20 protein-coding genes and 1 pseudogene are annotated in these 24,659 nt (G+C 55.4%); 11 read left to right on the top strand and 10 right to left on the bottom strand.

What is annotated here, in order from left to right:
• Positions 1-8: 8 nt before the first annotated feature.
• From WKK33_RS05955 to WKK33_RS05925, 7 genes are all read right to left on the bottom strand, one after another.
• Positions 9-1,178, bottom strand: a complete 1,170-nt coding sequence (locus tag WKK33_RS05955; RefSeq protein WP_337468680.1) for a VapE domain-containing protein — start codon at positions 1,176-1,178, stop codon at positions 9-11.
• 225 nt (positions 1,179-1,403) lie between these two features.
• A complete protein-coding gene (locus tag WKK33_RS05950) occupies positions 1,404-2,477 on the bottom strand; it encodes a M28 family peptidase (protein ID WP_337468679.1) in 1,074 nt (357 codons plus the stop codon).
• Positions 2,478-2,479: 2 nt separating this feature from the next.
• Entirely contained in the window at positions 2,480-4,378 is a 1,899-nt protein-coding gene (locus tag WKK33_RS05945; protein WP_337932926.1) for a membrane dipeptidase, read from the bottom strand.
• Between the two features lie 19 nt (positions 4,379-4,397).
• A complete protein-coding gene (locus tag WKK33_RS05940; RefSeq protein WP_215759286.1) occupies positions 4,398-4,862 on the bottom strand; it encodes an Lrp/AsnC ligand binding domain-containing protein in 465 nt (154 codons plus the stop codon).
• A 128-nt stretch (positions 4,863-4,990) separates the two neighbouring features.
• A complete protein-coding gene (locus tag WKK33_RS05935) occupies positions 4,991-5,992 on the bottom strand; it encodes an FKBP-type peptidyl-prolyl cis-trans isomerase (protein ID WP_337468677.1) in 1,002 nt (333 codons plus the stop codon).
• Between the two features lie 19 nt (positions 5,993-6,011).
• Entirely contained in the window at positions 6,012-6,890 is an 879-nt protein-coding gene (locus tag WKK33_RS05930) for an FKBP-type peptidyl-prolyl cis-trans isomerase (protein ID WP_337468676.1), read from the bottom strand.
• Between the two features lie 65 nt (positions 6,891-6,955).
• A complete protein-coding gene (locus WKK33_RS05925; protein WP_287769825.1) occupies positions 6,956-7,537 on the bottom strand; it encodes an FKBP-type peptidyl-prolyl cis-trans isomerase in 582 nt (193 codons plus the stop codon).
• A 121-nt stretch (positions 7,538-7,658) separates the two neighbouring features.
• Here WKK33_RS05925 and WKK33_RS05920 point away from each other — a divergent pair, with 121 nt between their 5' ends.
• The 9 genes and pseudogenes from WKK33_RS05920 to WKK33_RS05880 all read left to right on the top strand — a co-directional run.
• Positions 7,659-8,360: a Sir2 family NAD-dependent protein deacetylase gene (locus WKK33_RS05920; RefSeq protein ID WP_337468675.1), complete on the top strand. Its 702-nt coding sequence runs from the start codon at positions 7,659-7,661 to the stop codon at positions 8,358-8,360.
• Between the two features lie 794 nt (positions 8,361-9,154).
• Positions 9,155-11,230 carry a S9 family peptidase gene (locus WKK33_RS05915; RefSeq protein WP_337932922.1) on the top strand — a complete coding sequence of 692 codons (2,076 nt, stop codon included), beginning with the start codon at positions 9,155-9,157 and terminating at the stop codon, positions 11,228-11,230.
• Positions 11,231-11,325: 95 nt separating this feature from the next.
• The gene (locus WKK33_RS05910) at positions 11,326-11,979 is read left to right on the top strand and encodes a hypothetical protein (protein WP_337469493.1); all 654 of its coding nucleotides are present in this window, start codon (positions 11,326-11,328) and stop codon (positions 11,977-11,979) included.
• A gap of 3 nt (positions 11,980-11,982) precedes the next feature.
• On the top strand, positions 11,983-13,554 hold the full coding sequence (gene rpoN / locus WKK33_RS05905) for an RNA polymerase factor sigma-54 (protein ID WP_337469492.1): 1,572 nt from the start codon (positions 11,983-11,985) through the stop codon (positions 13,552-13,554).
• 34 nt (positions 13,555-13,588) lie between these two features.
• Positions 13,589-14,200 carry a phosphatase PAP2 family protein gene (locus WKK33_RS05900; protein ID WP_337469491.1) on the top strand — a complete coding sequence of 204 codons (612 nt, stop codon included), beginning with the start codon at positions 13,589-13,591 and terminating at the stop codon, positions 14,198-14,200.
• 126 nt (positions 14,201-14,326) lie between these two features.
• Positions 14,327-14,833: a 5-(carboxyamino)imidazole ribonucleotide mutase gene (gene purE, locus WKK33_RS05895; RefSeq protein WP_330001672.1), complete on the top strand. Its 507-nt coding sequence runs from the start codon at positions 14,327-14,329 to the stop codon at positions 14,831-14,833.
• 16 nt (positions 14,834-14,849) lie between these two features.
• Positions 14,850-16,754: a 4-hydroxy-3-methylbut-2-en-1-yl diphosphate synthase gene (locus WKK33_RS05890; protein WP_337932921.1), complete on the top strand. Its 1,905-nt coding sequence runs from the start codon at positions 14,850-14,852 to the stop codon at positions 16,752-16,754.
• 231 nt (positions 16,755-16,985) lie between these two features.
• Positions 16,986-18,002 (top strand): aldo/keto reductase, encoded by a 1,017-nt coding sequence (locus WKK33_RS05885; protein ID WP_337932919.1) that lies wholly within the window; start codon positions 16,986-16,988, stop codon positions 18,000-18,002.
• A gap of 107 nt (positions 18,003-18,109) precedes the next feature.
• Positions 18,110-18,325: pseudogene (locus WKK33_RS05880) on the top strand (transposase); the annotation flags it as partial.
• Between the two features lie 386 nt (positions 18,326-18,711).
• On the opposite strand, the gene WKK33_RS05875 reads toward WKK33_RS05880, so the two are convergent.
• The 3 genes from WKK33_RS05875 to WKK33_RS05865 form a co-directional block, all read right to left on the bottom strand.
• A complete protein-coding gene (locus WKK33_RS05875) occupies positions 18,712-19,275 on the bottom strand; it encodes a TrmH family RNA methyltransferase (RefSeq protein ID WP_337932917.1) in 564 nt (187 codons plus the stop codon).
• A 39-nt stretch (positions 19,276-19,314) separates the two neighbouring features.
• Positions 19,315-19,740, bottom strand: coding sequence for a SufE family protein (locus tag WKK33_RS05870; protein WP_215759300.1), 426 nt, complete (start codon positions 19,738-19,740; stop codon positions 19,315-19,317).
• Between the two features lie 64 nt (positions 19,741-19,804).
• Positions 19,805-21,052 carry a peptidase U32 family protein gene (locus WKK33_RS05865; protein ID WP_337932915.1) on the bottom strand — a complete coding sequence of 416 codons (1,248 nt, stop codon included), beginning with the start codon at positions 21,050-21,052 and terminating at the stop codon, positions 19,805-19,807.
• Positions 21,053-21,169: 117 nt separating this feature from the next.
• Between WKK33_RS05865 and WKK33_RS05860 the strand changes: the two genes are divergently transcribed.
• Positions 21,170-22,228, top strand: a complete 1,059-nt coding sequence (locus WKK33_RS05860) for a C1 family peptidase (protein ID WP_337932914.1) — start codon at positions 21,170-21,172, stop codon at positions 22,226-22,228.
• 413 nt (positions 22,229-22,641) lie between these two features.
• Entirely contained in the window at positions 22,642-23,730 is a 1,089-nt protein-coding gene (trpS, locus tag WKK33_RS05855; protein WP_337932912.1) for a tryptophan--tRNA ligase, read from the top strand.
• Positions 23,731-24,659 lie beyond the last annotated feature (929 nt).

Raw genomic sequence — 24,659 nt, 5'->3', positions numbered from 1 at the left:
ACGACCGGTTAGTCTTTCTTCACCAATGCGCCGAGACCGGTGAGCAAGGCGCGCGCCAAGGGGTTGTTGTCGATGTTGTCGGCCTGGAGCTCAGCGGGACTTTCGTCCACGAAGTCGAGCTTGCGCGGGTCGCGTTCCACCACCTTATAGCACGATCGTCCATGGATTCGGCTGCGCACGAAGCCTGCCTCCTGAAGGGCGAACCCCACGTCTTGGTTGACGTGCTCGCCCGGTGTCCAGTAAGGATACTCCTTCATCAGGCGGTCGATGATGGCATCGATGTAGGTGGCTTTCACCTTCTTGCCGCGCGGTGGCTGCGCAAAGAGCGTTCGAATCATCTTCACAAGGTTGTCGGCCTCCTCGAACGGCGCGTTCTGCACGGCCATACGCTCACGCTCAGCGTCGCTGAGGGTGAAATCGGCATCATCGTCGAGCTCTTCCCTGAGCTGCGCATAGAGCTGCTCATAGTCGAGGGGGGTGGCGAGATCGATCATGTGTTCGGCCTCGACACACACCAGGCGCGCCGCTCCGGCAGCGTCGGTCATGGGATGGAGGTTGCCCGTTGTGGCGATGAAAGCCGCCATGGGCCTACGCGGAAGGCGCGTCACGCCATAGGCGTAACGGAAGACAGGCGTGGAGCGCGACAACAGGTAGCGCACGGCAGGCGCCTGATCTGTGTGCTCTTGGTAAAACTCGTCGATGCAAAGCAACAGGTTGGTGACCACCAACTCATGCACCTCGGCATTGGAGCGCAACTTGATCTGGTCGGTATAGTAACGGCGGAGCGACGGGGGAAGCAGAATGTTGCAAAACGAGGTCTTGCCATAGCCATACTGTCCCACGATGACCGGCACGATGGTGTCGCGCTGCGTTACCTCGCGTCCCGTCCATCGCGCCACCATCTGCAGCATCCACTTATGGAAGAGCGCCACCCAGTCGGGGTTGGATGTGATGATGCGGTTGGCCAGGTCGGTCACGCGGTCGGTGCCGTCCCATGCGTCAAGACTGTCGAGCCACTCCTCCGCGGGGTTCCAGTCGGTGATGAGCGTGGAATGGACGAAACGCTCAAGCGTCTCGTCGGTCAGCGCTATCCCTTCGCTTGCCGCCTCCAAGATCAGCGTGTTGCGCGCCTCGCGGGTAAGCAGTTGGTAGTCGTCGCCACCTTGGGGAGCGAACATTGTCTCTCCGGAAAGCACGTTGCGGCGCAACGAACAGTGCCTTTTCAAATAATTAAGAGCCTCCATGCGTATGTTGGGTTTTGCTGCAAAGTTAGTAAAATGGCATGAAAAGAGGAAACCTTTAGGGTGCAATTTTTTATTTGTTGCACCCTAAAGGTTTCATTTATCGGCAAAGACGGCCACATGGCTCGTCCTACAGCCCTTAGCGCCTCTTTAAGAAGGGCGTTACTCTTCGGTAAACAGCACCTGGACAAGGGTTTGTCCTACGGCCTTGAGCGTGGCGGGATCGATGTGCTCCATGTTGTCGTCCAAGGTGTGCCAGGTGGGTCCAAACGAGCTCTGCTCACAGTCGGGATAATAAGGTATGATGTCGATGCAGGGTATGTTAGCCACCTGATTGACCGGGATATGGTCGTCGGTGATCATGCCTCCACTACTCTTGGGGAAGTAAGAGCCGTAGCCTGCCTGTCGGGCGGCGCGCCAAACCTTCGCAACGATGTCGGAGGCAAACTGCAAAGACATGCCCTCTTGGTAGAACTTAGCGCCCTGGCCACCCACCATATCGAGCAAGATGCCATAGCGTGGCGCATAGTCGCCCGGCTTGTTCTTGGCCCAATGCTGTGCGCCAAGAGCCCATGAGTCGCCGTCGTCGGCCTGGTCGCTCCACTGCGGTATGCCCCAATCCTCGGCGTCGAAGCACACAAAGTCGATGCCCAACGACCGGGTCGCCATCAGCGTCTGTGCGGCGTCAGCGTCCGACGTTACCGCTGCGTCAGGGAGCTGGTTCAGCAAACGGGCCAGCTCCAGCATCACAGCCACACCACTTGCGGCATCGTTGGCGGCAAGGATAGGCTTGTGCCAGTTGGTGCTGTCGGGGTCGTTGTCGGCCCAGGGACGCGTGTCCCAATGGGCACAAAGCATGATACGCGTGGTGGCCTTGGGGTTCCAGTGGGCAATGATGTTGGTGCTCTTGAGCGTTGTGCCGTCGTATCCCTTCAGGTCGGCTTTCTGCGTGTTCACCTCGCAGCCATATTCCTTAAACTTGGCGATGATCCATTCGGCACACTTGTCGTGCCCCACGGAGTTCATGTCGCGCGGTCCGAAGTCGCATTGGGCCTTGGTGAAGGCGTAGGCCGAGTCGGCATTGAACGCCGGTCCGACAGGTTTCAGGCGCTCCATGGCGTCGGCCTCGTCGGCCTCAGCCGCCTTCGTGGCAGACAAAGGACCTGCCAGGAAGAGCCACGCCACAACGGCACAGGCAATAGCTATCACGATAATCAGAATTGTTTTCTTCTTCATTGTTACATGTTTTTAGCGGCTTGCACCTGCGCCATGACGCGCAACCAGTTGCCGCCCCAGATCTTTGCGATGTCGCGCTCGCTGTAACGGCGCTTCAAGAGATGACGGGTGAAGTTAATTAGCTCCGACGCATCGGCGCATCCTCGTACCGTTCCGTCGCCGTCGAAGTCGGTTCCGATGCCCACATGGTCGATGCCCATCACCTGGATAGCGTGCTCCAGGTGGTCGATGGCGTCGAGGATGGTGGCCTCAGGCGTGTCGACACGCAGGAAACCATGGTAGAGGGTGATGTGGGCCACACCACCTTTCTGCGCCAAGGCACGCATCTGGTCGTCGGTGAGATTGCGCGGCACGTCGCACAGCGCGCGCGAGTTGCTATGCGAACAAACGATGGGCGTACTGCTGATGTCCAACGCATCGTAGAACGATTTCTCGGCTGCGTGACTGAGATCCACCATGATTCCCTCCTCGTTCATGCGGCGAATGACCTTCTCTCCAAACGACGACACACCGTTATGGGTGTTGCATCCGCGCGCGCTGTCGCAGATATCGTTGTCGCCATTGTGGCAAAGGGTGATGTAAACCACACCACGCTGAGCGAAGTGGCGCACATAAGCCAAGTCGTGGTTGAGCGCCAACCCGTTCTCGATACCAAACATAATGGAGTGTCGCCCCATGCGTTTGTCCTCGTAAAGGTCGGCCGGCGTGCGTGCGATACTGACGTAATCGCTGTAATGGGCTACAATGTGCTCGAGCTTATCGAAGATCATATCAGCATACTGGGCGGGCGATAGTTGGGTTCCCAACGAAGCCAGCTCAGGGTTATGGCGTATGATTCCGGCGATGTCGACCTTCTGGGAGAACTGCTCTCCCATCTTGGGCTGGGGCAGATAGGCGGCCATAATGACAGCGTCCTGCCGTCCGTCGGTCATTTTGTGGAGGTCGTAGAGAATGCGATCGTCGCGCTGCCCAAACTGCACACCTTGCGGAAAGAACATCGGCGTGTCGCAATGGGTGTCGAGGGTCAACGTGCGCTCATGCACCTTCTTGGCCTTCCAGAAGAGGTTGGCCTGCTCAACAAGCCAGCGGAAGAGGGGCAATCCGTCGTCGCCCAACCACTCGGGATGCCACTGCACGCCCAAGATGGGCTTCATCTCGGTGCTCTCCAACGCCTCAATGACGCCGTCGGGCGCCCAGGCTGTGGCCTTGAAACGAGGACCGCCATGGCTCACCGCTTGGTGATGGAAACTGTTAACACAGAGCGTATTGGCCTCTTTACCATCGGCTGCGTAGATCGACGCCAACATCGATTGTGGCGACAGGCTGACCGAATGGGTAGCCAACGAGCGGTCGGCGTCCTGCGAATGTTTGATGGTTCGCACCACACCGCGCTGCGCCAATGCCGCACCGGCCTCGCCCACCGTGCCTTCTGTGGCCTCGGAAGGTACCGCCCCATGCTCCAACTCACTGATATCCTGGGCCACACCGCCCCCTAAGGCCAGCGCCAGCGTTTGCAAACCGCGGCAGATGCCCAACATAGGGATCTGGCGATTGAAGGCCAACCGCGTGATGAGCAACTCGGGCAGGTCGCGCGTGGCGTTGATACTGTGAAGAAGAGGCGACGGCTCCTGACCAAACCAAAGCGGGTTATGGTCGCCGCCACCGGTAAGCAAGAGGGCGTCGATGTGGTCGAGGGTGTTGACGATCACATCCTTATCGTCCACCGGCGGAATAATAACAGGAATGCCACCGGCTCGCACCACCTGTGAATAATAACGGTCGCGCAAGGTGGCGTCACCGTCAACGTAATTGGCCGTGATGCCAATGACGGGGCGGTGACCCGACTCAGGATAGGTCGCATACACCTCACGGAGATGCGACTCTATATGAAATGTCTCCATGATGAATGCCTTTCGACAATTAGTCGTCTAACGGAACGGGAATCTCACGCTTAATGCTTTGCTCCAGTGAGATGAGCGTCTCGGTCGACACCACTCCCGGAATGGTCTGCAATTGGTTGTTAAGCAAGTCCATGAGCTGTTCGTTATCGCGGGCGTAGAGCTTCACCAGCATGGTGTATGAGCCCGTTGTGAAATGGCATTCCACCACCTCAGGTATCTTGTCCAATCGCTTCACGACATCCTTATACATAGAACCGCGCTCAAGGTTGAGCCCCACATAGGTGCAGGTGCTGTAGCCAAGGCTCTTAGCATTGACGTCGAAGCCACTGCCCGTGATGACACCGCCTTCCACGAGATGTTGCACGCGCTGATGGATGGCCGCGCGAGAGACGCCACACTCTGCTGCCACGTCCTTAAAAGGAATGCGGGCATTCTTAGAGAGTATCGAAAGGATTTTCTTGTCTAAGTTGTCAATCTTATCCATTATCGTTAGCTTTCATAATATTAATATCACTGAGCAAAAGTAACGAAATTAAACGATACCAACAACAAAAATGCACGATTATTTTGCAATAACCGTGCATTTTGTCATAAAACGAGCGTTAGAAGGTGTTATTTCTTGCGCTTTACTGTCTTTTTGGTTGTGCCAGCAGCCTTTTTGGTTGCAGGGGTCTTGGCGGCGTTGGCGGCGGGAGCGGCCTTCTCCTCAGCCTCGATTCCCACCAGTTCAACGGTGAAGATCAGTGTTGAGTAGGGCTTGATCTGTCCGGCCTGACGCTCTCCGTAAGCCAGCTCCTGGGGGATATAGATCTCCCACTTGCTGCCTACGTTCATGCTTGTCAGGGCCTCTGTCCATCCCTTGATGACCTGGTCGCAACGGAACTTATCCGACTTGGCACCATTGTGGCGCTCGGTAGCGTCAAAGACCGTGCCGTCGATGGTCTTGCCTTCATACACCACCTCAACGGTCTGCATCTTCTCAGGCTTGGCACCCGTGCCGGTCTTGATGACCTTGTACTGCAGGCCAGAGGGCATAACCACGACACCCGGCTTGGTGGCATTGTTCTTCAGCCACACGGCGTTGAGCTCCTTGTAGGCAGCGTTCTTCTCGTCCTGAATGGCCTTGACACGCTTCTGCACGAAGTTGCCCACCGTTTTGATATTAAAATAGGTGGTGTCGGCCATCACGCCAGCCAAGAATCCCTCGTGGAAGAGGCCGGGAGTGATAGAGTCGTTGCTGCCCTCGAGTGTGCGCGACACGCCCGGCAGGATCTGCTTGTTGGCCTGCTCGGCGATGGTTGCGCCGGCGCTATAAGCTACGAAAGCTGGGTCGCCAGCCTTGGCGATGGCCTCACGATAGCCACGAACAAACTCGGCGATGTAAGCCGTGTCGACGTGCAGCTGGTGCTGCAAATAGCTCAGCAAGCCCTGTGTGGCGGCATAACCCGAAGCGTAGCTCATCGTATCGGATGACGTGATCAGCGACACGGGCTTAGCGCTCACCGCAACGGTGTCGGCTTGTACCTTTTTCTTCTTGTCTTTCTTGCCAGCCACTGCCGTGCTGAAGGTAGCTCCAGCGAGGAAGAGCATGGCGAACAATAACAGTTTCTTCATGTTGCTTCAGTCCTTTCTATTACTTGCCCACCTTGACAAGCTCAATCTTAAAGATCAGCGTAGAGAAAGGCTTGATCTGGCCAGCCTGGCGCTCCTTGTAACCCAGGTTCTGGGGAATGTAAACCTCCCACACTGAACCCTGGGGCATGTGGGTCAGAGCCTCGGTCCAACCGGGGATGAACTGCTTGGGCTGGATGGTCACAGGGCCACTGCCGTTCTCGTAAGAGTTCTCGAAGACCTTGCCGTCGATGGTGCGGCCCACGTAGTTGACAGTAACGGTTGTGGTGTCGGTGGGGATAGGACCATTGCCTTCCTTGATTACCTTATACTGCAAGCCTGAGGGCAGTGTGACCACTCCGGGCTTCTTCTTGTTGGCTGCCAGGAACTTCTCGCCAGCTGCCTTGTTAGGACCAAACTCCTTCATCATTGTGGCGGTCTTGATGGCCTCCATCTTGGTCTGGGCCACTTCCTGGGCCGTCTCGGGAGTCATCAGTCCGGGTTTGCCATACACACCTGTGACGAAAGCTGCGAGCAGGTTCTTCAGTGAGATGGTCTTGGTAGAATCGGAACCGAAGGCCTCATGGTTCACACTCTTTACAAGCTGAGAAGAGAGACCCTGACCGATCTGAAGGCCCATGATGTAAGCGGCCTTCTTCTTGTCGTCGCCGGCGTTGGCGCCCTCAATGATACCCTTCACCACCTCGTCGATGTAAGCGGTATCGATACCGGCCTGGCCCGACTGAATGACCTGGCGGATATACTGTGACTGGAGTGTACCGATGGCGTAGCTCATTGAGTCGACATCGGTTTTCAGGTCTGCCTTAGGGGTTGAGTTGCCACATGACGAGAGAGCGGCTGCGGCGATAGCCACGAGGGCTAATGATTTTAAGTTTTTCATTGTTTGATATTTGTTTTTTCTTAAATCTCTATGATTTGTGTTGGGGTAACTACTGCTGGCGGCTATTACTTCACCTTCACGAGCTCCACATCAAAGATGAGGGTGGCGAAGGGAGGAATGCTCTGGCCGGCACCACGCTCACCGTAGGCGAGGTGGTAAGGAATGAAGAAGCGATACTTGGCGCCTTCCTGCATGAGCTGCAAGCCCTCGGTCCATCCGGCAATCACCTGGTTGAGGCCGAATGTGGCGGTCTGGCCACGCTGGTAGCTGCTGTCGAACACCTGTCCGTTGATGAGCGTACCCTCGTAGTGGCACTCCACCTGGTCGGTAGCGGCGGGCTTGCGGCCATCGCCCTCGCGCAACACCTGATACTGCAATCCTGAAGGCAGGCTCACCACGCCCTCCTTCTTGGCGTTCTCGGCCAGGAAGGCTTCTCCCTCAGCCTTGGCGGCACCAGCCTGCTCCTCAGCCTTGCGCTGGAAGAAATCCTGCACGGCCTGCTGGGCCTCACTGTCGGTAAGGCTGGTCTTCGACGCAAACACATCCTTGATGGCCTGTGCAAAATCATCAACGTTCACTTCGGCGGCGTTCATCTGTTGCAGCTGACGGCCAATGCTCATACCAAGAGCATAACTTACTTTATCCATTCTTCTGATAATAAATTTTAATTTTATGCGCAAAGGTACTATTTTTAATTGTTTGCCGAACCATTCTATTCGAAAAATTACTATTTTTGTGCAATAATAACCTTTAATAACCCGTATAACAATGAAGAAGAAAGTGGTTTTCCTCACCGGCGCCGGCATGTCGGTGGAAAGCGGATTCAAAACCTTCCGAGGCAACGACGGCCTGTGGGAGAATTATCCGGTGGAGCAAGTGGCGTCGCACGAGGGGTGGGAGGCCGACCCCACGCTGGTCAACAACTTCTACAATATGATGCGGCGAAAGCTGTGGAACGCCCAGCCCAACGAGGGGCACCGACTGGTGGCCGAGCTCGAAAACACGTTTGACGTGAGCGTGCTCACACAGAACGTCGACGACCTGCACGAGCGGGCGGGCAGCTCACACGTCATCCACCTGCATGGCGAGCTCACCAAGGTTTGCTCGAGCCGCGACCCCTACGACGAGCGTTACATCCAACAACTCACGCCCGAGACCAACGACGTGAAGCCGGGCGCGCTGGCTGGCGACGGATCGCTGCTACGCCCCTTCATCGTATTCTTCGGTGAGAGCGTGCCCATGCTCGACGCCGCAGCACGCGAAGCGGCCGAGGCCGACGTGTTCGTCATCATCGGCTCATCGCTCAATGTGTACCCCGCCGCCGGCCTGGTGCGTTACACCCCGGCCCACTGCCCCATCTTCCTCATCGACCCCAACGCCGTGAGCATGGGCCAATACAGCAACATTACGCATATCGAGAAAGGGGCGTCGGAGGGCATGCGCGAACTCGTGAAACTGCTGAAGCCGTAGGCCAAGGGGGTGTAAAAAACGCAACAAAACGCCCCACAACCTTTCCAAGTATTTTCAATCACGAAAATATTTGGCCGAAATACGCGATTCTCAGCGATTTTACATAATCTTCTAACAATCAAACAGTTACAGGATTTAAGGCTCGTTCAACGCTTCAAATTCCACTTTTCACGTTGCGAAACATGCCTAACCGGGGTGCGAAACAGGGTCTTTCGAGATGCGAAACATGGCTAACCGCGCCTCGGTTAGGCATGTTCCGCAACTCAATACATGCCTAACGCCGAACGGCTCGCTCCTTTTCGGTGATCCGATCGCACAAAAAGGGCTTTTTCGCTCGCTAGATGACATGAGAATCCTGACAAACTTTTCGGATAGAAAACACAACAAAACGACAAGGCGATTGAAAGGACCGAAAACAAAGGTCGCAGCACTCTATTAATTGCTACCTAATCGCCCATTTTGCGATGCGCCACAAAAGGGCCCCAAACAGCATTTTGGAAGCCTTACGGAAGCTTAAAACGGCCCAAATCGCCAGATAAAAACCAGAGCGCTCTTCCACACTGCAAAATGGGGCGTTTTAAGGCGCCGCAAAAAGGAAAAATGCCGTTTTTCATACCCCCAAACGCCTTCAGGGTAAGAAAAGTGCCCTTAACCCCACGATTTGTAAAGTCAGAGTTATCACTTTTTTGTCGCACTTTGCGGTTTCTTGATATAGAAACCAACATTTATCCTACGGATAACCAACAATTCAACAGATTTTCGCTATCTTTGCATCTAAACTAATACAAATTGGCATGAAAAAGACACTTATAACGGCAATAGCCCTCACGGTAGGCCTCACAGCCACAGCCCAGAAGCGCGCTTTCACCATCGAAGACGTGTATCGCGTGCAAAGCGTATCATCGCCCACGGTGGCCAAGGACGGCACACTCGCCTACTCCACCAGCAGCTCGGATCTGAAGACACAGAAATCCACCAGCAACATCTGGGTGATGAACAAGAGCGGCAAGGGCCAACCCACCGCCATCACCACCAACGGAAAGAGCTACGAACCCATGTGGTCGCAGGATGGCAAAAGCCTCTACTTTTGTTCGTCGGTAGACGGCGCTGTCCAACTGTTTAAATACAGCGACGGAACAACCACCCAAATCACCGATTATGCGCTCGGCGTGCAGGGTGCGCAGGTGTCGCCCGACGGTCGCTACGTGGCCTTCGCAGCCGAGGTGTACCCCGAGATTGGCGGTGCCGACGGCAAGGCCAACAAGGCAGCGCTCGACAAACGCGCCAAGAACCCCATCCAGGCACATGTGGCCGACGCCCTGCTCTATCGCCACTGGACCGAGTATAGCGATGGGCGCTACTGGCACATCATCGTCTACAACACCGAGACCAAGACCTACAAGGACATCACGCCGGGACGATTCCACAGTCCGGTGTTCTCACCCAGCGGCCCTTCAGGCTTCGTCTTCTCGCCCGACTCGAAGGAGATATGCTACCTGAGCAACCACGACGACCATCCCGAGGCTTCCACCAACTGCGACCTCTGGACCGTGAGCGTCGAGGGAGGCGAGGCGCGCAACCTCACCGCCGAAAACAAGGCGTGGGACGGCAGTCCACAGTATAGCCCCGACGGACAGTGGATCGCTTACCGCTTCCAGCGCACACCGAGCTACGAGAGCGACCGTTTCGTGCTCGCCCTCATCAACCGCAAGACCGGAGAGAAGCGTGTGCTTACCGAGAATTACGACAACTGGGTGGACGAGTACAAGTGGGCCGCCAACTCAAAGAGCATCTATTTCCTCGGCGAGGAGCGCGGCTACCAGCCCCTCTACCAAGTGAGCATCAAGGACGGACGCCTCAACAAGCTCGTGGCCGACCGCGCCATTGGCGCCTTTGAGCCCGACGGCAAGGGCGGGTTCTACTACACCTACTCCACCACAGGCAAGCCCGTGGCCCTCTATCACACCGCCACTGCCGGCAAGCGCGGCAACCGATTCGCCGAGAAACAGCTCACACACCTCAACGACCAACTGGAGGCAGAGGTCGACATCCGGCCCTCTGAGGCCCACTGGGTGATCGGAGCCGACGGCGACAGCGTGCAGTATTTCATCGTGAAGCCACACGGCTTCGACCCCAACAAGCGCTACCCGCTCGTCATCAACGTGCACGGCGGACCACAGATGCAGTGGATGGACTCGTTCCGACCCGACTGGCAGGTGTTCCCCGGAGCGGGATACGTGGTGGCATACCCCAACCCACACGGATCGACGGGATACGGACAGAAGTTCTGCCGAGCCATCAGCGGCTCATGGGGCGGACGACCCTATGAGGACGTCATGAAGGTGACCGACCAACTGGCACAGCTCAGCTACGTCGACTCCACACGCATGGGAGCCATGGGGTGGTCGTATGGAGGCTACTTCATGAACTGGCTGCAGGGACAAACCAAGCGCTTCCGCTGCCTCGCCTCAATGATGGGTCTCTACGACCTCAACTCCATGTGGGGCACTACCGAGGAGCTCTGGTTCCCCAATTTCGAACTCGAAGGACAGCCCTGGAACTCGAAGCTCTATAAGAAATGGAGCCCGTCGGAATATGTGAAGAACTTCGCAACACCAACACTCATCATCACCGGAGAGCGCGACTACCGCGTGTCGTACACCCAGTCGCTGCAATACTTCAACACACTGCAGACACTCGGCATACCATCGCGACTCATCGTGTTTACCAACGACGGACACTGGCCCTCAGGACTCCGCTCCATGCCCCTCTACTACAACGCCCACCTCGAGTGGTTCCACAAGTACCTGGGCGGCGCACCAGCACCCTGGAACAGCGAGAAAATGGCCGACCAGGGCATAGAATGGTGACAAATCGCACCTAAATAGGGAAAAAGACGCGAAAAAAGAAAGCCGCGTCGGATAATTGATGTAACTTTGCGTAACACCGATCAAGTCTGATAAATATGGCTAAATACCCTTCTTGGCAAGACGAATACTGGCTCATGCTCATGCAGCTTTACCTGAAACGGCCGCAGGGCATGAAGCCGCTCTACAGCCGGGGCCTCGTAGACCTCGCACTGGAACTGCATTTCCCACCCGAATACCTGTATCGGAAGATGTTCAAGTTGAGGCAAATCGACACGCCCAACCTGCAACGATTGTGGGACACCTACGCCGACAACCCACGACGGCTGACGCGCGAGGTGAAGCTGCTCAAACGCATGAACGGCTTCGGAAACGCCAGCGAGTTCTACGCAGGAGTGGCGGTCAACGAGTCGTGGGAGAAAGACTTCAAGCCCCTGGAGGGAGTGGAGCCAGAAGGACTCACGCCTGTCATGCTTATCATGATTCTCGACCTCTACTTCCGTCTCACGCCCAACACCATGGTGGTGGAGACGCCCGAGGTGGTGAGCCTGGCCAAAAGCATCAAGACGAAGCCCGAGGAGGTGGTAGGAATCATGCAGGCATATCAGGTGTGCGACCCCTACCTCAACAACCAACACCCCGTGGCCCCCACCCTGCTCGACGCGTGCCAGCAGGTGTGGAAGCGCTTCGGAAACGAAGATCCCGAAAAAATAGCCGCACTGGCGGCACAACTCAAAGATTACTGGAAATAAGGAATGTCACAGAAACTCATTCAAACACAAACGCTGAGTCAGACCCAACAACAACGACTCTCACAGCAACAAATGCTGCAAGTGAAGTTGTTGGAGATGCCATTGGCAGAGCTGGAGCAAAACATCGATGTGGAACTCGACGACAACCCAGCCCTGGAGGCCACGCGCGACGATCTTGATGACATCCAAACGGACAACGCATCACACGACAACGAACCGCACGACGCAGCCGACAACGACGCGCAAGACAGCGCCAACGACGACAGCATGGAGACTGCCATGGCCGACGACAACTACGAAAGGAAAAGTGAGCGAGAGGAGCGCGAAGAGGCGCTCGACAACGCTCTGGCCAACCTGGGAAGCGACGACGAGATGCCACAAGCCTCCCCATACGCACAGTCGGACAACAACGACAACGCCGATTATGAGGAAACGGTGTGGGGCGACACCACGTCGTTCTACGACAACCTCAAGGAACAGATGGGAATGCTCGAACTGACCGACCAACAGCAGGAAGTCATGGAGTATCTCATCGGATCGCTCGACGACGACGGGATATTGCGTAAACCATTGGACGATATAACCGACGAGTTGGCCATCTACTACGGAATCGACGTCGCCGAGGCGGAGGTGGAGAACCTATTGCACAAGCTACAGACGTTCGAGCCGGCGGGAATCGGCGCCCGTTCGCTGCAGGAGTGCCTGCTATTGCAGGTGCAACGCAGGCCGGCAGGCAAGCTCAAGGACCTCATGACACGCGTGCTGAACGAGCAATACGAGGAGTTTACCAAGAAACACTGGGACAAGATTGCCGCCGCGCTCAACCTGACAAGTGAGCAGGCGCAAGCCGTACACCAGGAAATACTCAGGCTAAACCCCAAGCCGGGAGCAGCCCTGGGCGAGACCATGGGCCGCAACACCCAGCAAATCACCCCCGACTTCATCGTCGACACCGACGACGAGGGACACATCAGCTTCACCATCAACCATGGGCGCGTGCCCGACCTGAGGGTATCGGCCGACTTCGCCAACATGGTGGACCACTACAAGAACCACAAGCAGGCTATGACGCGCACCGACAAGGAGGCGCTGCTCTACGCCAAGGAGAAGGTGGAGAAAGCGCAAGGCTACATCGAAGCCATACGCCAGCGACACCACACCCTGTACGTAACGATGAAGGCCATCATCAATTGGCAGAAGAAATTCTTCCAAGATGGCGACGAGGCCGACCTCAAGCCGATGGTCCTCAAGGACATTGCCGAGAAGACAGGGCTCGACATCACCACCATCAGCAGGGTCAGCAACCAGAAGTATGCGCAAACACGCTGGGGCACATTCCGCCTCCGATTCTTCTTCACCGACAAATACATCACCAAGGATGGCGAGGAAATGTCGACGCGAAAGATCAAGCTCGCCCTCAAGGAACTCATCGACAACGAGGACAAGAAGAAGCCGCTCTCAGACGATGTACTGGCTCAGGAGATGAAGAAAAAAGGGTTCCCCGTGGCGCGCCGAACCATCGCCAAGTATCGCGAGCAGCTACATCTGCCCGTGGCACGTCTGCGCAAGGCATAGCGAAGGGCGCACTTCGATTCTTAGCAAAGCACAAATGAAAGAAAAAAACATCATATTGGCCGCACGAGTGATGAGCATGGTGTTCACCCCGTTCTACCTGCCCATCGTCGGACTGCTGGCCTTGTTTATCTTCAGTTACATGAGCTTGTTGCCCACAACCTACAAGCTCACGGTGCTCACCATGGTGTATCTTTTCACCATCCTGCTGCCCACGATGTTTATCCACGTCTATAGGCGCTACCAAGGATGGACCTCTTCAGAGATGGCGCAAAAGGAACGCCGAATGGTTCCCTATGTCATCACCATCCTCTGCTACTTCACCTGTTACTACCTGATGAGCCTGCTGCGCATCCCACAGTTCATGTCCAACATCCTCGTGGCGGCCTTGCTCATACAGATAGCGTGTGCCATCATCAACGTGTGGTGGAAAATCTCCACCCACAGCGCGGCCATAGGCGGCTTCGAGGGGGCACTGGTGGCCTTCTCCATCCTTTTCGCCTTCAACCCCATGGGGTGGTTCTGCACCATCCTCATCATTGCGGGCATGGTGGGAACGAGCCGCATGATACTGCGACAGCACAGCCTCTCGCAAATCATCGCCGGCTTTCTCGTGGGCATGGTGCTCGGCTTTTGGGCCATCATCTAACCCATAACCGAGGAGCCAACGGAAAGAAACATAGGAACAAGCAACGCAAATCGACAGGCGCAACGCCTGTATAACATCCGCCTGGGGCGGCAAAACATAACGACATACAACAAAACAACACATAGTATGAAACCATTAGTCAGCATCATTATGGGTTCGACAAGCGACCTTCCTGTCATGGAGAAAGCTTGCAAGTGGTTGGAAGAGCAAGAAATTCCGTTTGAGATGAACGCCCTCTCGGCGCATCGCACACCCGACGCAGTGGAGCAATTTGCCAAAGGTGCCAAGGCACGCGGCGTGAAGGTCATCATCGCCGCAGCAGGCATGGCTGCCGCATTGCCCGGCGTCATTGCAGCCTCTACCCCACTGCCCGTCATCGGAGTACCCATCAAGGGCATGCTCGACGGTCTCGACGCCATGCTTTCCATCATTCAGATGCCGCCGGGAATCCCCGTGGCTACGGTTGGTGTGAACGGCGCACAGAACGCCGCCATCCTCGCAGCGGAGATGATCGCCCTCGGCGATGAGGCCATTGCAAACAAGGTAGACGCGTGGAAGGCCAGCCTGGGAAAGAAGATCGAGAAGGCCAACAAGGACCTGGCCGAGATCAAGGACTACAAGTTCAAGTGCTAATTATCAAACGATCGACATGGATTTATTCAATTACCATAGGCGCGAAACGACCGTGGCGCATGTGGGTTCGCTCAACATGGGTGGCGACAACCCCATTCGCATCCAGTCGATGACGACAACCAACACCGACGACACCGAAGGATCGGCAGCCCAATCGGAGCGCATCATCAAGGCCGGAGGCGAGTTGGTGCGCCTCACCACACAAGGCATACGCGAGGCGGAGAACCTGAAGAACATCCAGGAAGCCATCCGACGCGACGGTTTCAACACGCCTCTATGCGCCGACATCCACTTCACCCCCAACGTGGCCGACGTGGCGGCGCGCATCGCCGAGAAGGTTCGCATCAATCCTGGCAACTACGTAGACCCGGCACGGAAGTTCGTCAAACACGAATATACCGATGAGGAGTATGCACAAGAACTGCAAAAAATCGACGAGCGCTTTGTGCCATTCCTCAACATTTGCAAGGAGCACCACACCGCCGTACGCATCGGTGTGAACCACGGATCGCTCTCCGACCGCATCCGCAACCGCTACGGCGACACGCCGGAAGGCATCGTGGAGAGCTGCATGGAGTTTCTGCGCATCTGCAAACGTGAGCATTTCGACGATGTGGTCATCTCCATCAAGTCGAGCAACACGGTGGTCATGGTGCGCTCAGTGCGCCTGCTGGTCGACACCATGGCCAAGGAAGGCATGAGCTACCCACTCCATCTCGGCGTCACCGAGGCTGGCGAGGGCGAGGACGGACGCATCAAGAGTGCCGTGGGCATTGGCGCCTTGCTGGCCGACGGCATTGGCGACACCATCCGCGTGTCGCTCTCCGAGGAGCCAGAGGCTGAGATTCCCGTGGCGCGCCACTTGGTCGACTACATTAGTCGCAAGGCGGGCCATATCCTCATTCCGGGCGAGGCTTACAGCGGTTTCGACTGGCTGCACCCCACCCGCCGCGCCACCGTAGCCGTGGGCAACATAGGAGGCGACCACGTGCCAGTGGTCATCGCCTCGCGCAACAGCGCCCAACAGGGTGCGACCGCTGCACCTTCGGCCAACCAAAAGGCCAAGGCCGACTATATCTACACGGGGTCGGAAGCGCCGACGGATACGCTCAACAACTATATCATAGACTATAACGTGTACGCCGAGCTCACCAACAACGGCACCCTACCCTATGAGCCGCAGGGCAAGGGCACAGGCGCCGCCACGCTCTACCCCATCTTCCCTGTCACCGCCATGCCTTTCATCGGCTTGATCAAGGCTCCCGTGAAGTTCCTTGTGTTGCAATTTGGTACACCGAGCGAGGAGTATTTGGCTTGCCTGAAGGCGCATCCCGAGATTGTAGTGATAGGAACAAGCCACCACCAGAACCGCTTGGGCGACCAGCGTGCGCTGGTGCATGAGATGATGAGGGCAGGCCTGACCAACCCCGTGGTCTTCGCGCAGATGTACAAGCTCAACGACAAGGAGGAGTTCCAACTGCAATCGGCAGCCGATATGGGCGCCCTGATGATGGATGGTCTGACCGACGGTGTGTGGTTGATGAACGACGGCAACATCGCCCAGGACGACATCGACGACACGGCATTCGGCATTCTGCAAGCCGCACGTCTGCGCACCTCGAAGACCGAGTACATCTCGTGCCCAGGATGCGGACGCACGCTCTACGACCTGCGTGAGACCATCGCGAAGATTCGCAAAGCCACGCAAGACATGAAGGGGCTGAAGATTGGCATCATGGGATGCATCGTGAACGGTCCAGGCGAGATGGCCGACGCCGACTACGGATACGTGGGCGCAGGCCCCAAGCGCGTGTCGCTCTATCGCAAACAAGTGTGTGTGGAGAAGAATATTCCCGAGGAAGAGGCTGTGGAACACCTGCTGGCGCTCATCCATAAGGACCAACGGGCAACGGGCGCATAACGCTGCCGCCACCCCACTCAACAGCTTACATAACCGCCAAGCCCATCGCTCGCATCGCCTAAACCCTGCGAAAGTGATGGGCTTGACTGCTTTCTGAACCTAACGACAATGGTTATTAACCCAAACCGGGCAACGGATAGCAGAGACGGTCCGCTCATATTGGCATCAATAACACACTGATAACCTTCCCATTTCGGTCTAAGAACCGATTGGGGATAGAACCCAACACGGATGGAAACACAAACTACAAAAGAAAAGGAACTGCCGAACCACTACACGGCGTCGGACAACCGCTACGACGACTCAGCCGACCTGTATCGGCGATGCGGCCGGTCGGGCGTGCTGCTCCCCAAGGTGAGCCTCGGCTTTTGGCACAATTTCGGAGGCGTAGACAGCTACGACCGAGCACGCGCCATTGCCCGTTGCGCCTTCGACAACGGCATCACCCATTTTGATTTGGCCAACAACTATGGCCCTCCCTATGGCTCGGCAGAGCAGACGCTGGGCAAACTGATGGACGATGACTTCCGCCCTTATCGCGACGAACTGTTCATTGCCACGAAGGCTGGCTATGACATGTGGCCCGGTCCCTACGGCAACTGGGGATCGCGCAAATATCTCTTCGCCAGTCTGGAGCAGAGTTTGAAGCGCATGAGGCTCGACTATGTCGACCTCTTCTATAGTCACCGCTACGACACCAAGACGCCGTTGGAGGAGACGTTACAGGCATTGGTCGACATCGTCAGGCAGGGCAAGGCGCTCTATATCGGCATATCGCGCTGGCCGCTTGAGGCACTTCGCGTGGCCCACGATTACCTAAAGGCCCACGATGTGCCCATGCTCATCTATCAAGGCCGCATCAACCTGCTCGACCGTGAGCCCATCAACGAGGGCATACTCGACTATTGCCAACGTCAAGGCATCGGCTTCATCAGCTTCTCGCCCCTGGCACAGGGATTGCTCACCGACCGTTACCTGCACGGAGTGCCCGACGATTCGCGCATGGCACGCAATCATTTCCTGAAGAAAGAACGGCTCACGCCCGAACTGCTCAACTACCTGCAGCGGCTCAACGCCACGGCAACGGAGCGCGGAGAGAGTTTGGCCGAGATGGCGTTGTCGTGGGTGCTGCATCAGCAAGGCATCACCAGCGTGTTGGTGGGGGCCAGCAATCCCGAACAGTTACAAAAGAACCTGCGCAGCGTTCACGCCCAACCATTCGACGAGAACATAGGGACGATAGTGTAGAAAGCCTACCAAGAGGCGACCTTTCTAACACAAAGACAAAGCGTAAACGCCCCTATCGCCTTCCTCCACGGCAAGGGGCATGAGTGTAATCGTCCTGAAAAAGAATAGTGTCGGGTAAAAAGGGAAGGGTGGAGACTTATTATGCGAACAAGAAACCGGTTGTGCTATTGACCAACAACTTTGACTTCACGGTTGAGGACATTGCTGAAATGTACCGCTTAAGATGGGCTATCGAGTCGTTATACAAACAACTTAAACAGAACTTCACGCTTCATTTCTTCTATGGGGACAGCGTCAACGCCATACAAATACAGACATGGGTTGTTCTGATAGCCAATCTGCTGATAACGGTTCTGTCGAGAAGCATCAAGAGGCATTGTGCATTCTCGCAAGTTGTTACCATGATACGGCTTATGCTTATGTGCTACGTCGATTTTATCGCATTTATGGAAAATCCCGAAAAACTTGGAATGATTTCCTTGCAAAGGAGATGCAAAAAGCACCGCCAGAACCAAGTCTTTTCGATTAGGGGGCTTACTTTTGAAAAATATACCCCGAAGTCCTATTTTACGGGACTTCGGGGAGGGTATTTATGCTCTTTGGAGTTTTACCGGACAGCAATACTAAATAATATAGCTTTAACCCATCGAAGCCTATTATCTCACAACTACCATTCTTCCCATTACGGAAGAATGGGGAACGCAGTAGGTCATTCTGTGAGGAAAGCTTTGGCGAACTCCCAGATCACAATGCCTGCCGTGGTGCTCACGTTCAGGCTGTGCTTGGTGCCAAACTGGGGTATTTCCAAGCATCCGTCGCTCATGTCGACAACGGTTTGCTTCACGCCTTTCACCTCGTTTCCCAAGATGATGGCGTAGCCTTCGTGAGCATGGGCATCGTCGGTGCTCATCTGGCTGAGCACCGATTGTATGTTCTGCAACTTGATGGAGTGCTCCACCTGCTCCACGCTCCACACAAAGAAGCCCTTGTCATGGAGCTCACGCACCGCGTCCTCGGTGTTCTCGAAGTAACGCCAGTCGACGCTGTCCTCGCCTCCAAGCGCCGTCTTGTGTATCTCCGCGTTGGGCGGGCAGGCCGTGATGCCACAAAGGTAGACGCCCTCAACACGGAAAGCGTCGCCGCAACGGAACACACTGCCTACGTTATAGAGCGACCTGACATCGTCGAGCACCACGATGAGCGGCAGCTTGTGGGCTTCCTTGAACTGCTCCACCGACAGGCGGTGCATCTCTATGGTTCTGAGTTTGCGCATAACTAATGGGGTTGGTGGATGGCCTATGGCACCCACGGGTTATTGTTTCACGCTGTATGCCAACGCGTAAGCCTTGATTTGCTTGATCATGGCGAGCAAACCGTTGGAGCGGGTGGGGGAGAGATGCTCGCGCAAACCAATGCGGTCGATGAAATAAAGGTCGGCGTCGAGAATGTCCTTAGGTGTCTGTCCGCTGAGCACTCGTACCAACAGGGCGATGATTCCCTTCACGATGAGGGCATCGCTGTCGGCCGTAAACACCAACTTTCCGTCAACATCGTCGCACTGTAGCCACACACGGCTCTGGCAACCGTCGATGAGGTTCTGCTCGGTTTTATACTTCTCGTCGAGCGGTTCGAGATCATTGCCCAGGTCGATGAGCATCTGGTATTTGTCCATCCAGTCGTCGAAGTCGCTAAACTCCTCAATGACTGCGTCTTGTAATTCGTTGATTGTTTGTGCCATAATACTTGAATCCTTATATGTTTATAAGCCTAAGCTGCTATTTCAAACGCCTGTTGCCACACGGTTAGGCGTCGGTATCGATGCGGAAAACCTTGTCGTTGGGACGCACCTTGTCGGGAACGGGCACGCTGACGAGCGTGTGTTGCGGAGCCTCGGGTATAACCCCGTTGTCGCCGTGAATCTCCGTGGCATGAAGATACATGGCTCCAGTGGTGTTGCCCGTGATGAGAAGCTTGTCGCCTTGCTTGAAGGTCGACGCCTGAACGGCAATCTCTCCCACGCCGAGACGGCTGAAATACTTGGTCACCTTGCCCACGAGCACCTTGCGCTCTGTGGCCAACGACCCATAGCTGTCGTTCCATTCGCCCATCGTCTGGCCCTGGTAATAACCATCCCAAAAACCGCGGTTGAACACGGTAGCCAGTCTTTCGTCCCACGCATCCTTACGTTCCTCTGTGAAAGAGCCGTCGAGCACGGCACGAATGGCCTCCTTATAACACGACACCACGGTGTAAACATACTCGGGACCACGTGCACGGCCCTCAATCTTAAACACCCTCACACCAGCGTCCATCATCTTATCGATGAAGCGAATGGTCTTCAGGTCCTTGGGGCTCATCACGTATTTGTTGTCGATCTCAAGCTGATGGCCCGTCTCATTGTCGGTCACGGTGTAGCTGCGGCGGCACACCTGCACACACTGTCCGCGGTTGGCGGAGCGGTTGGCAGCGTCGAGGCTCATGTAACACTTGCCCGACACGGCCATGCAAAGGGCTCCATGGCAGAACATCTCGATCCGAATGGGGTCGCCATTGGGGCCTACGATATGCTGGGCCTCTATCTGTTCGTGGATATGTTTCACCTGGGGCATCGTAAGCTCTCGGGCCAACACGCTAACGTCGGCAAACTGGGCGTAGAACTTCAGGGCCTCCACGTTAGATATGTTGAGCTGGGTAGACAGATGCACCTCCACGCCCACCTGACGGCAGTAGGCCATAACGGCCACGTCGGAAGCGATGACAGCACTGACGCCTGCCGTGCGAGCGGCATCAATGATCTGTCGCATGGTATCGAGGTCGTTATCGTAAATGATGGTGTTGACCGTCAGATAAGTCTTCATGTTGTGCTCCTGGCAGATGGCAACAATGTCGTGCAAATCATCGAGCGTGAAGTGATTGGCGCTGTGCGACCGCATGTTGAGTTGCCCCACACCGAAGTATACCGAGTCGGCACCTGCCTGAATGGCGGCCGCCAAACTCTCGCGCGACCCCACAGGGGCCATGATCTCAAAGTCTTCTATTCGTGCGTTCATGCTGCAAAGGTACTAAGTTTTTCTTACATAGCGTTTCTTCCACCCCCAGGATAATGAAAATAAGTTTATGCTTCTGCCCGCATGGTTCTTCTCTTTTCTTAGTAACTTTGCAGCGATATGAAGAAAATGTGGACCTGGCTGCTCATCATCGGCCTGATGACAGCCTGCTGCCGACCGGCGCCCAAGACGTCCGAGGCGACCCCAAACGAGTTTACCGACGAGGTGGTGCTCAAGACAACGCCCGTTCGCAACCAAGGGCACAGCGACCTCTGCTGGGCCTATGCCATGCTGACCACCATCGAAACCGACCGCCTGATGGTGGGCGACTCCATAACGCTCTCCACCGATTATGTGGCGCGATGCCTGTTGCAGGAAGAGGCGCGACGTTATTTCCTGTCGAAAGGAGGCACGAACATTTCGCTGCGGGGCATGTCGTCGACCCTGCTCAACTTGCTGGAGCGATCGGGAGCGCTGCCCTTCGACTCCTATTATCAGAACCAAGGAACCGACATTTACAACAGCGGCGTCAACTATAACGTGCTCTGTCGGAAGGTGAAAGATGTGGCGCGAGCCTCCGCTTCGCTCTCCATGCTCGACCAACACGTTACCGACCTGCTCGACCGCGAGGTGGGTTGCCTGCCGCGCATCATAGCTCTCTATGGCGCAACCTACACCCCACACGAGTTCGCCCATAGTCTCTGCCTTCCCGGCGACTACGTGGCAATGACGAGTTTCACCCACCATCCGTTCGGCAGCAAGTTTGCCTTGGAGACACCCGACAATCGTTTCGGCGACACCTTTCTCAACCTTCCCATCGACACACTCATGAAACGCATTGTGCAATCGCTTCAATCGGGCCATGCCGTATGCTGGGAAGGCGACACGAGCGAGGCGGGATTCCGCTTCGCCGAGGGCCGAGCCACCATGCCCGAAGGCACAAAGGCCACCCAAGAAGAGCGCCAACGACTCTTCGACCGACGCCAAACCACCGACGACCACTGCATGGAACTGTGTGGATTGGCGCGCGACCGGAAGGGCCAACGCTTCTTCATCGCCAAGAACTCCTGGGGCAAGGGCAATCGCTACAAGGGCTTCATGTATCTCAGCGACGACTATGTCCGACTGAAAACCATCGCCGTTTACATGCGCATGCCTATCGAACCCCTCAACCCTTAAACCCCAATCGGTCATTAGACCGAAATAGGTAAAATTGTAGGCTATTATTGATTCTTTCCAACTCTTGCCAGCGTTTCTTTCGGCATCTTGCTTCCATTCGCGTTTCGACATAGCCCGCTATGCCTTCAACGCGACTGTCGCAACCTGCTCGAAACAAACACTAACAAGAATTGAAATCTAATGACCGATTTGGGTTAAACCCAAAATAGGTTATGGGATTTAGGTTGACCGCTCGTCAATCGTGAGATAATTTATGGTGGAATACTTCCGTAATCAAATAAAAAGCACTATTTTTGCACCACATTCGGCGGCATACCCAGGCTAAGCGCCACACAAACCGCCACACCATGAGGCAAGGGGCGACCAACCGGACGCACCCGCCCAACAACCAACTAAACAGACAACAAAACAATATGGGAAAGATTATTTTGACAGGCGACCGCCCCACCGGCAAGCTCCACCTGGGCCATTACGTTGGCAGCTTGCGTCGCCGTGTGCAGTTACAGAACGAGGGCAACTACGACCGCATGTTCGTTTTCATGGCCGATGTGCAGGCATTGACCGACAACGCCAGCAATCCAGAGAAGATTCGACAGAACATCATTGAGGTGGCACTCGACTATCTCTCGGCCGGTCTCGACCCCTCCAAATGCACACTCTACATACAAAGCCACATCCCCGAGCTGGCAGAGCTCACCACTTACCTGATGAACATCGTCAGCGTGGCGCGTGTTCAGCGCAACCCCACGGTGAAGACCGAGGTGAAGATGCGTGGCTTCGAGAGCAACTCAGTGCCACTCGGCTTCTTCTGCTACCCCGTGTCGCAGGCCGCCGACATCGCCGCCTTCAAGGCCACCACGGTTCCCGCCGGCGAAGACCAGGAGCCCATGATTGAGCTGACGCGCGAACTGGTGAACCGCTTCAACCAGACTTACGCTCCCGTGCTTGTGGAACCCGAAATCCTTCTGCCCGAGAACGCTACGGCCCGACGCCTTCCTGGCACCGACGGCAAGGAGAAAATGTCGAAGAGCCTCGGCAACTGCATCTACCTTTCCGACGACGCCGACACGGTGTGGAGCAAGGTGAAGAGCATGTACACCGACCCCACCCACATCAATGTGTCCGACCCCGGACACGTGGAGGGCAACGCCGTGTTCACCTATCTCGACGCCTTCTCAACCGATCAGGACTTCGCCGACTTCTGGCCTGAGTTCCAGAACCTCGACGAGCTGAAGGCTGCTTACACCCGTGGCGGCATCGGCGACATGAAGTGCAAGAAGCTCCTCAACAACGTCATCAACCGCATGCTCGACCCCATACGTCAGCGTCGCGCCGAGTATGAGAAGGACATCCCCGAGATTTTCAACATCCTCAAGCAAGGATCGGAAAGCGCTCGCGAGACGGCCGCACAGACCATGGACGACGTCAGACGCGCCATGCGCATCGATTATTTCGATGACGCTGAGCTCATTCGCCAGCAAAGCGAGAAGTTCAAGCGCTAAACAAGGCTAATATCGCCATCAAATATGATGATAATGCCCCCTCCTTGCTTGTCAAGGGGAGGGCGTTTTTTTATGCCCATACCCATCCGTCGTGAGGCCATAAGGCATGGGCCGATAGCCCATCACACTTGACTCGACGCTCCATAAAGGGCCTTCTGACAGAAGAATAAGCCTTACGAAGCAAATGATGACATGTGATAAAACGCAAGAGCGAACACCATAAGACGCATGAAGAAACGTTATGAAGCCCATGAGAGAATGCAATAAGACGCATGAGAAAATGGCAAAAGTAGCTGAGGAAACATCAAAAAGCAGATGGGGAAACACCATAAAACGACAAACCCCAGTCTCTTCAAACAGAGACAGGGGTTTGTCATTCCTGAAATCAATCTACTAATTACCTAAAAAGTTACTAACAACCTAATGAAATAACCTAAAAACTTTAATCTAAAAACCTAAAAACTAAAAACCTATATGAAACAATCTACTAACCTTAAACCTATTGAATCGAATGTCTAGGAATTCACTTCTCTCGAGGTTACTTATTTCCTTTTGACGATGCAAAGGTAGCATGAAAGTCAGAATTCTGCAATACCTAAGGCATGGAAAATCGCATTTTTGGGCTCATTCTTGACCTAAATCAACATTTTGTGTGCGAACACAACACATTTTAAGACTTGTTTTACATTCATTAAGCACCCAAGCGGCAGTTGGCCTACTAACACAAGGCACAAAAGCAAGAGAGACCTGCGATTGCTATCACCGATTACCTATATAATAAGGAGCAATCCAAGGGCTCAAAAGCACGTATCCACCGAGGATGGGAACGACCTGTGGACAGATAAAGAAAGCATAGGTCCGAGAGAGACGGTCCATCGTATAGCAAATGGATAGAAAACGCAAGCCATCAACATAGCGTAGGTTGGCCA

Source organism: Hallella sp. (genome assembly GCF_037460745.1).
Taxonomy (GTDB): Bacteria; Bacteroidota; Bacteroidia; order Bacteroidales; family Bacteroidaceae; genus Prevotella; species Prevotella faecis.
Note: the sequence above shows the minus strand (reverse complement) of the source record. Positions and strands in the feature narration are given on the sequence as shown.

Coding starts and splice junctions, on each gene's coding strand:
- WKK33_RS05890 (WP_337932921.1), top strand. CDS start 14,850: ATGGATTTATTCAATTACCATAGGCGCGAAACGACCGTGGCGCATGTG.
- trpS (WP_337932912.1), top strand. CDS start 22,642: ATGGGAAAGATTATTTTGACAGGCGACCGCCCCACCGGCAAGCTCCAC.
- WKK33_RS05885 (WP_337932919.1), top strand. CDS start 16,986: ATGGAAACACAAACTACAAAAGAAAAGGAACTGCCGAACCACTACACG.
- WKK33_RS05955 (WP_337468680.1), bottom strand. CDS start 1,178: ATGTTCGCTCCCCAAGGTGGCGACGACTACCAACTGCTTACCCGCGAG.
- WKK33_RS05925 (WP_287769825.1), bottom strand. CDS start 7,537: ATGGATAAAGTAAGTTATGCTCTTGGTATGAGCATTGGCCGTCAGCTG.
- WKK33_RS05950 (WP_337468679.1), bottom strand. CDS start 2,477: ATGAAGAAGAAAACAATTCTGATTATCGTGATAGCTATTGCCTGTGCC.
- WKK33_RS05865 (WP_337932915.1), bottom strand. CDS start 21,052: ATGAACGCACGAATAGAAGACTTTGAGATCATGGCCCCTGTGGGGTCG.
- WKK33_RS05935 (WP_337468677.1), bottom strand. CDS start 5,992: ATGAAGAAACTGTTATTGTTCGCCATGCTCTTCCTCGCTGGAGCTACC.
- WKK33_RS05915 (WP_337932922.1), top strand. CDS start 9,155: ATGAAAAAGACACTTATAACGGCAATAGCCCTCACGGTAGGCCTCACA.
- WKK33_RS05945 (WP_337932926.1), bottom strand. CDS start 4,378: ATGGAGACATTTCATATAGAGTCGCATCTCCGTGAGGTGTATGCGACC.
- WKK33_RS05870 (WP_215759300.1), bottom strand. CDS start 19,740: ATGGCACAAACAATCAACGAATTACAAGACGCAGTCATTGAGGAGTTT.
- WKK33_RS05940 (WP_215759286.1), bottom strand. CDS start 4,862: ATGGATAAGATTGACAACTTAGACAAGAAAATCCTTTCGATACTCTCT.
- WKK33_RS05900 (WP_337469491.1), top strand. CDS start 13,589: ATGAAAGAAAAAAACATCATATTGGCCGCACGAGTGATGAGCATGGTG.
- WKK33_RS05860 (WP_337932914.1), top strand. CDS start 21,170: ATGAAGAAAATGTGGACCTGGCTGCTCATCATCGGCCTGATGACAGCC.
- WKK33_RS05875 (WP_337932917.1), bottom strand. CDS start 19,275: ATGCGCAAACTCAGAACCATAGAGATGCACCGCCTGTCGGTGGAGCAG.
- purE (WP_330001672.1), top strand. CDS start 14,327: ATGAAACCATTAGTCAGCATCATTATGGGTTCGACAAGCGACCTTCCT.
- WKK33_RS05910 (WP_337469493.1), top strand. CDS start 11,326: ATGGCTAAATACCCTTCTTGGCAAGACGAATACTGGCTCATGCTCATG.
- rpoN (WP_337469492.1), top strand. CDS start 11,983: ATGTCACAGAAACTCATTCAAACACAAACGCTGAGTCAGACCCAACAA.
- WKK33_RS05920 (WP_337468675.1), top strand. CDS start 7,659: ATGAAGAAGAAAGTGGTTTTCCTCACCGGCGCCGGCATGTCGGTGGAA.
- WKK33_RS05930 (WP_337468676.1), bottom strand. CDS start 6,890: ATGAAAAACTTAAAATCATTAGCCCTCGTGGCTATCGCCGCAGCCGCT.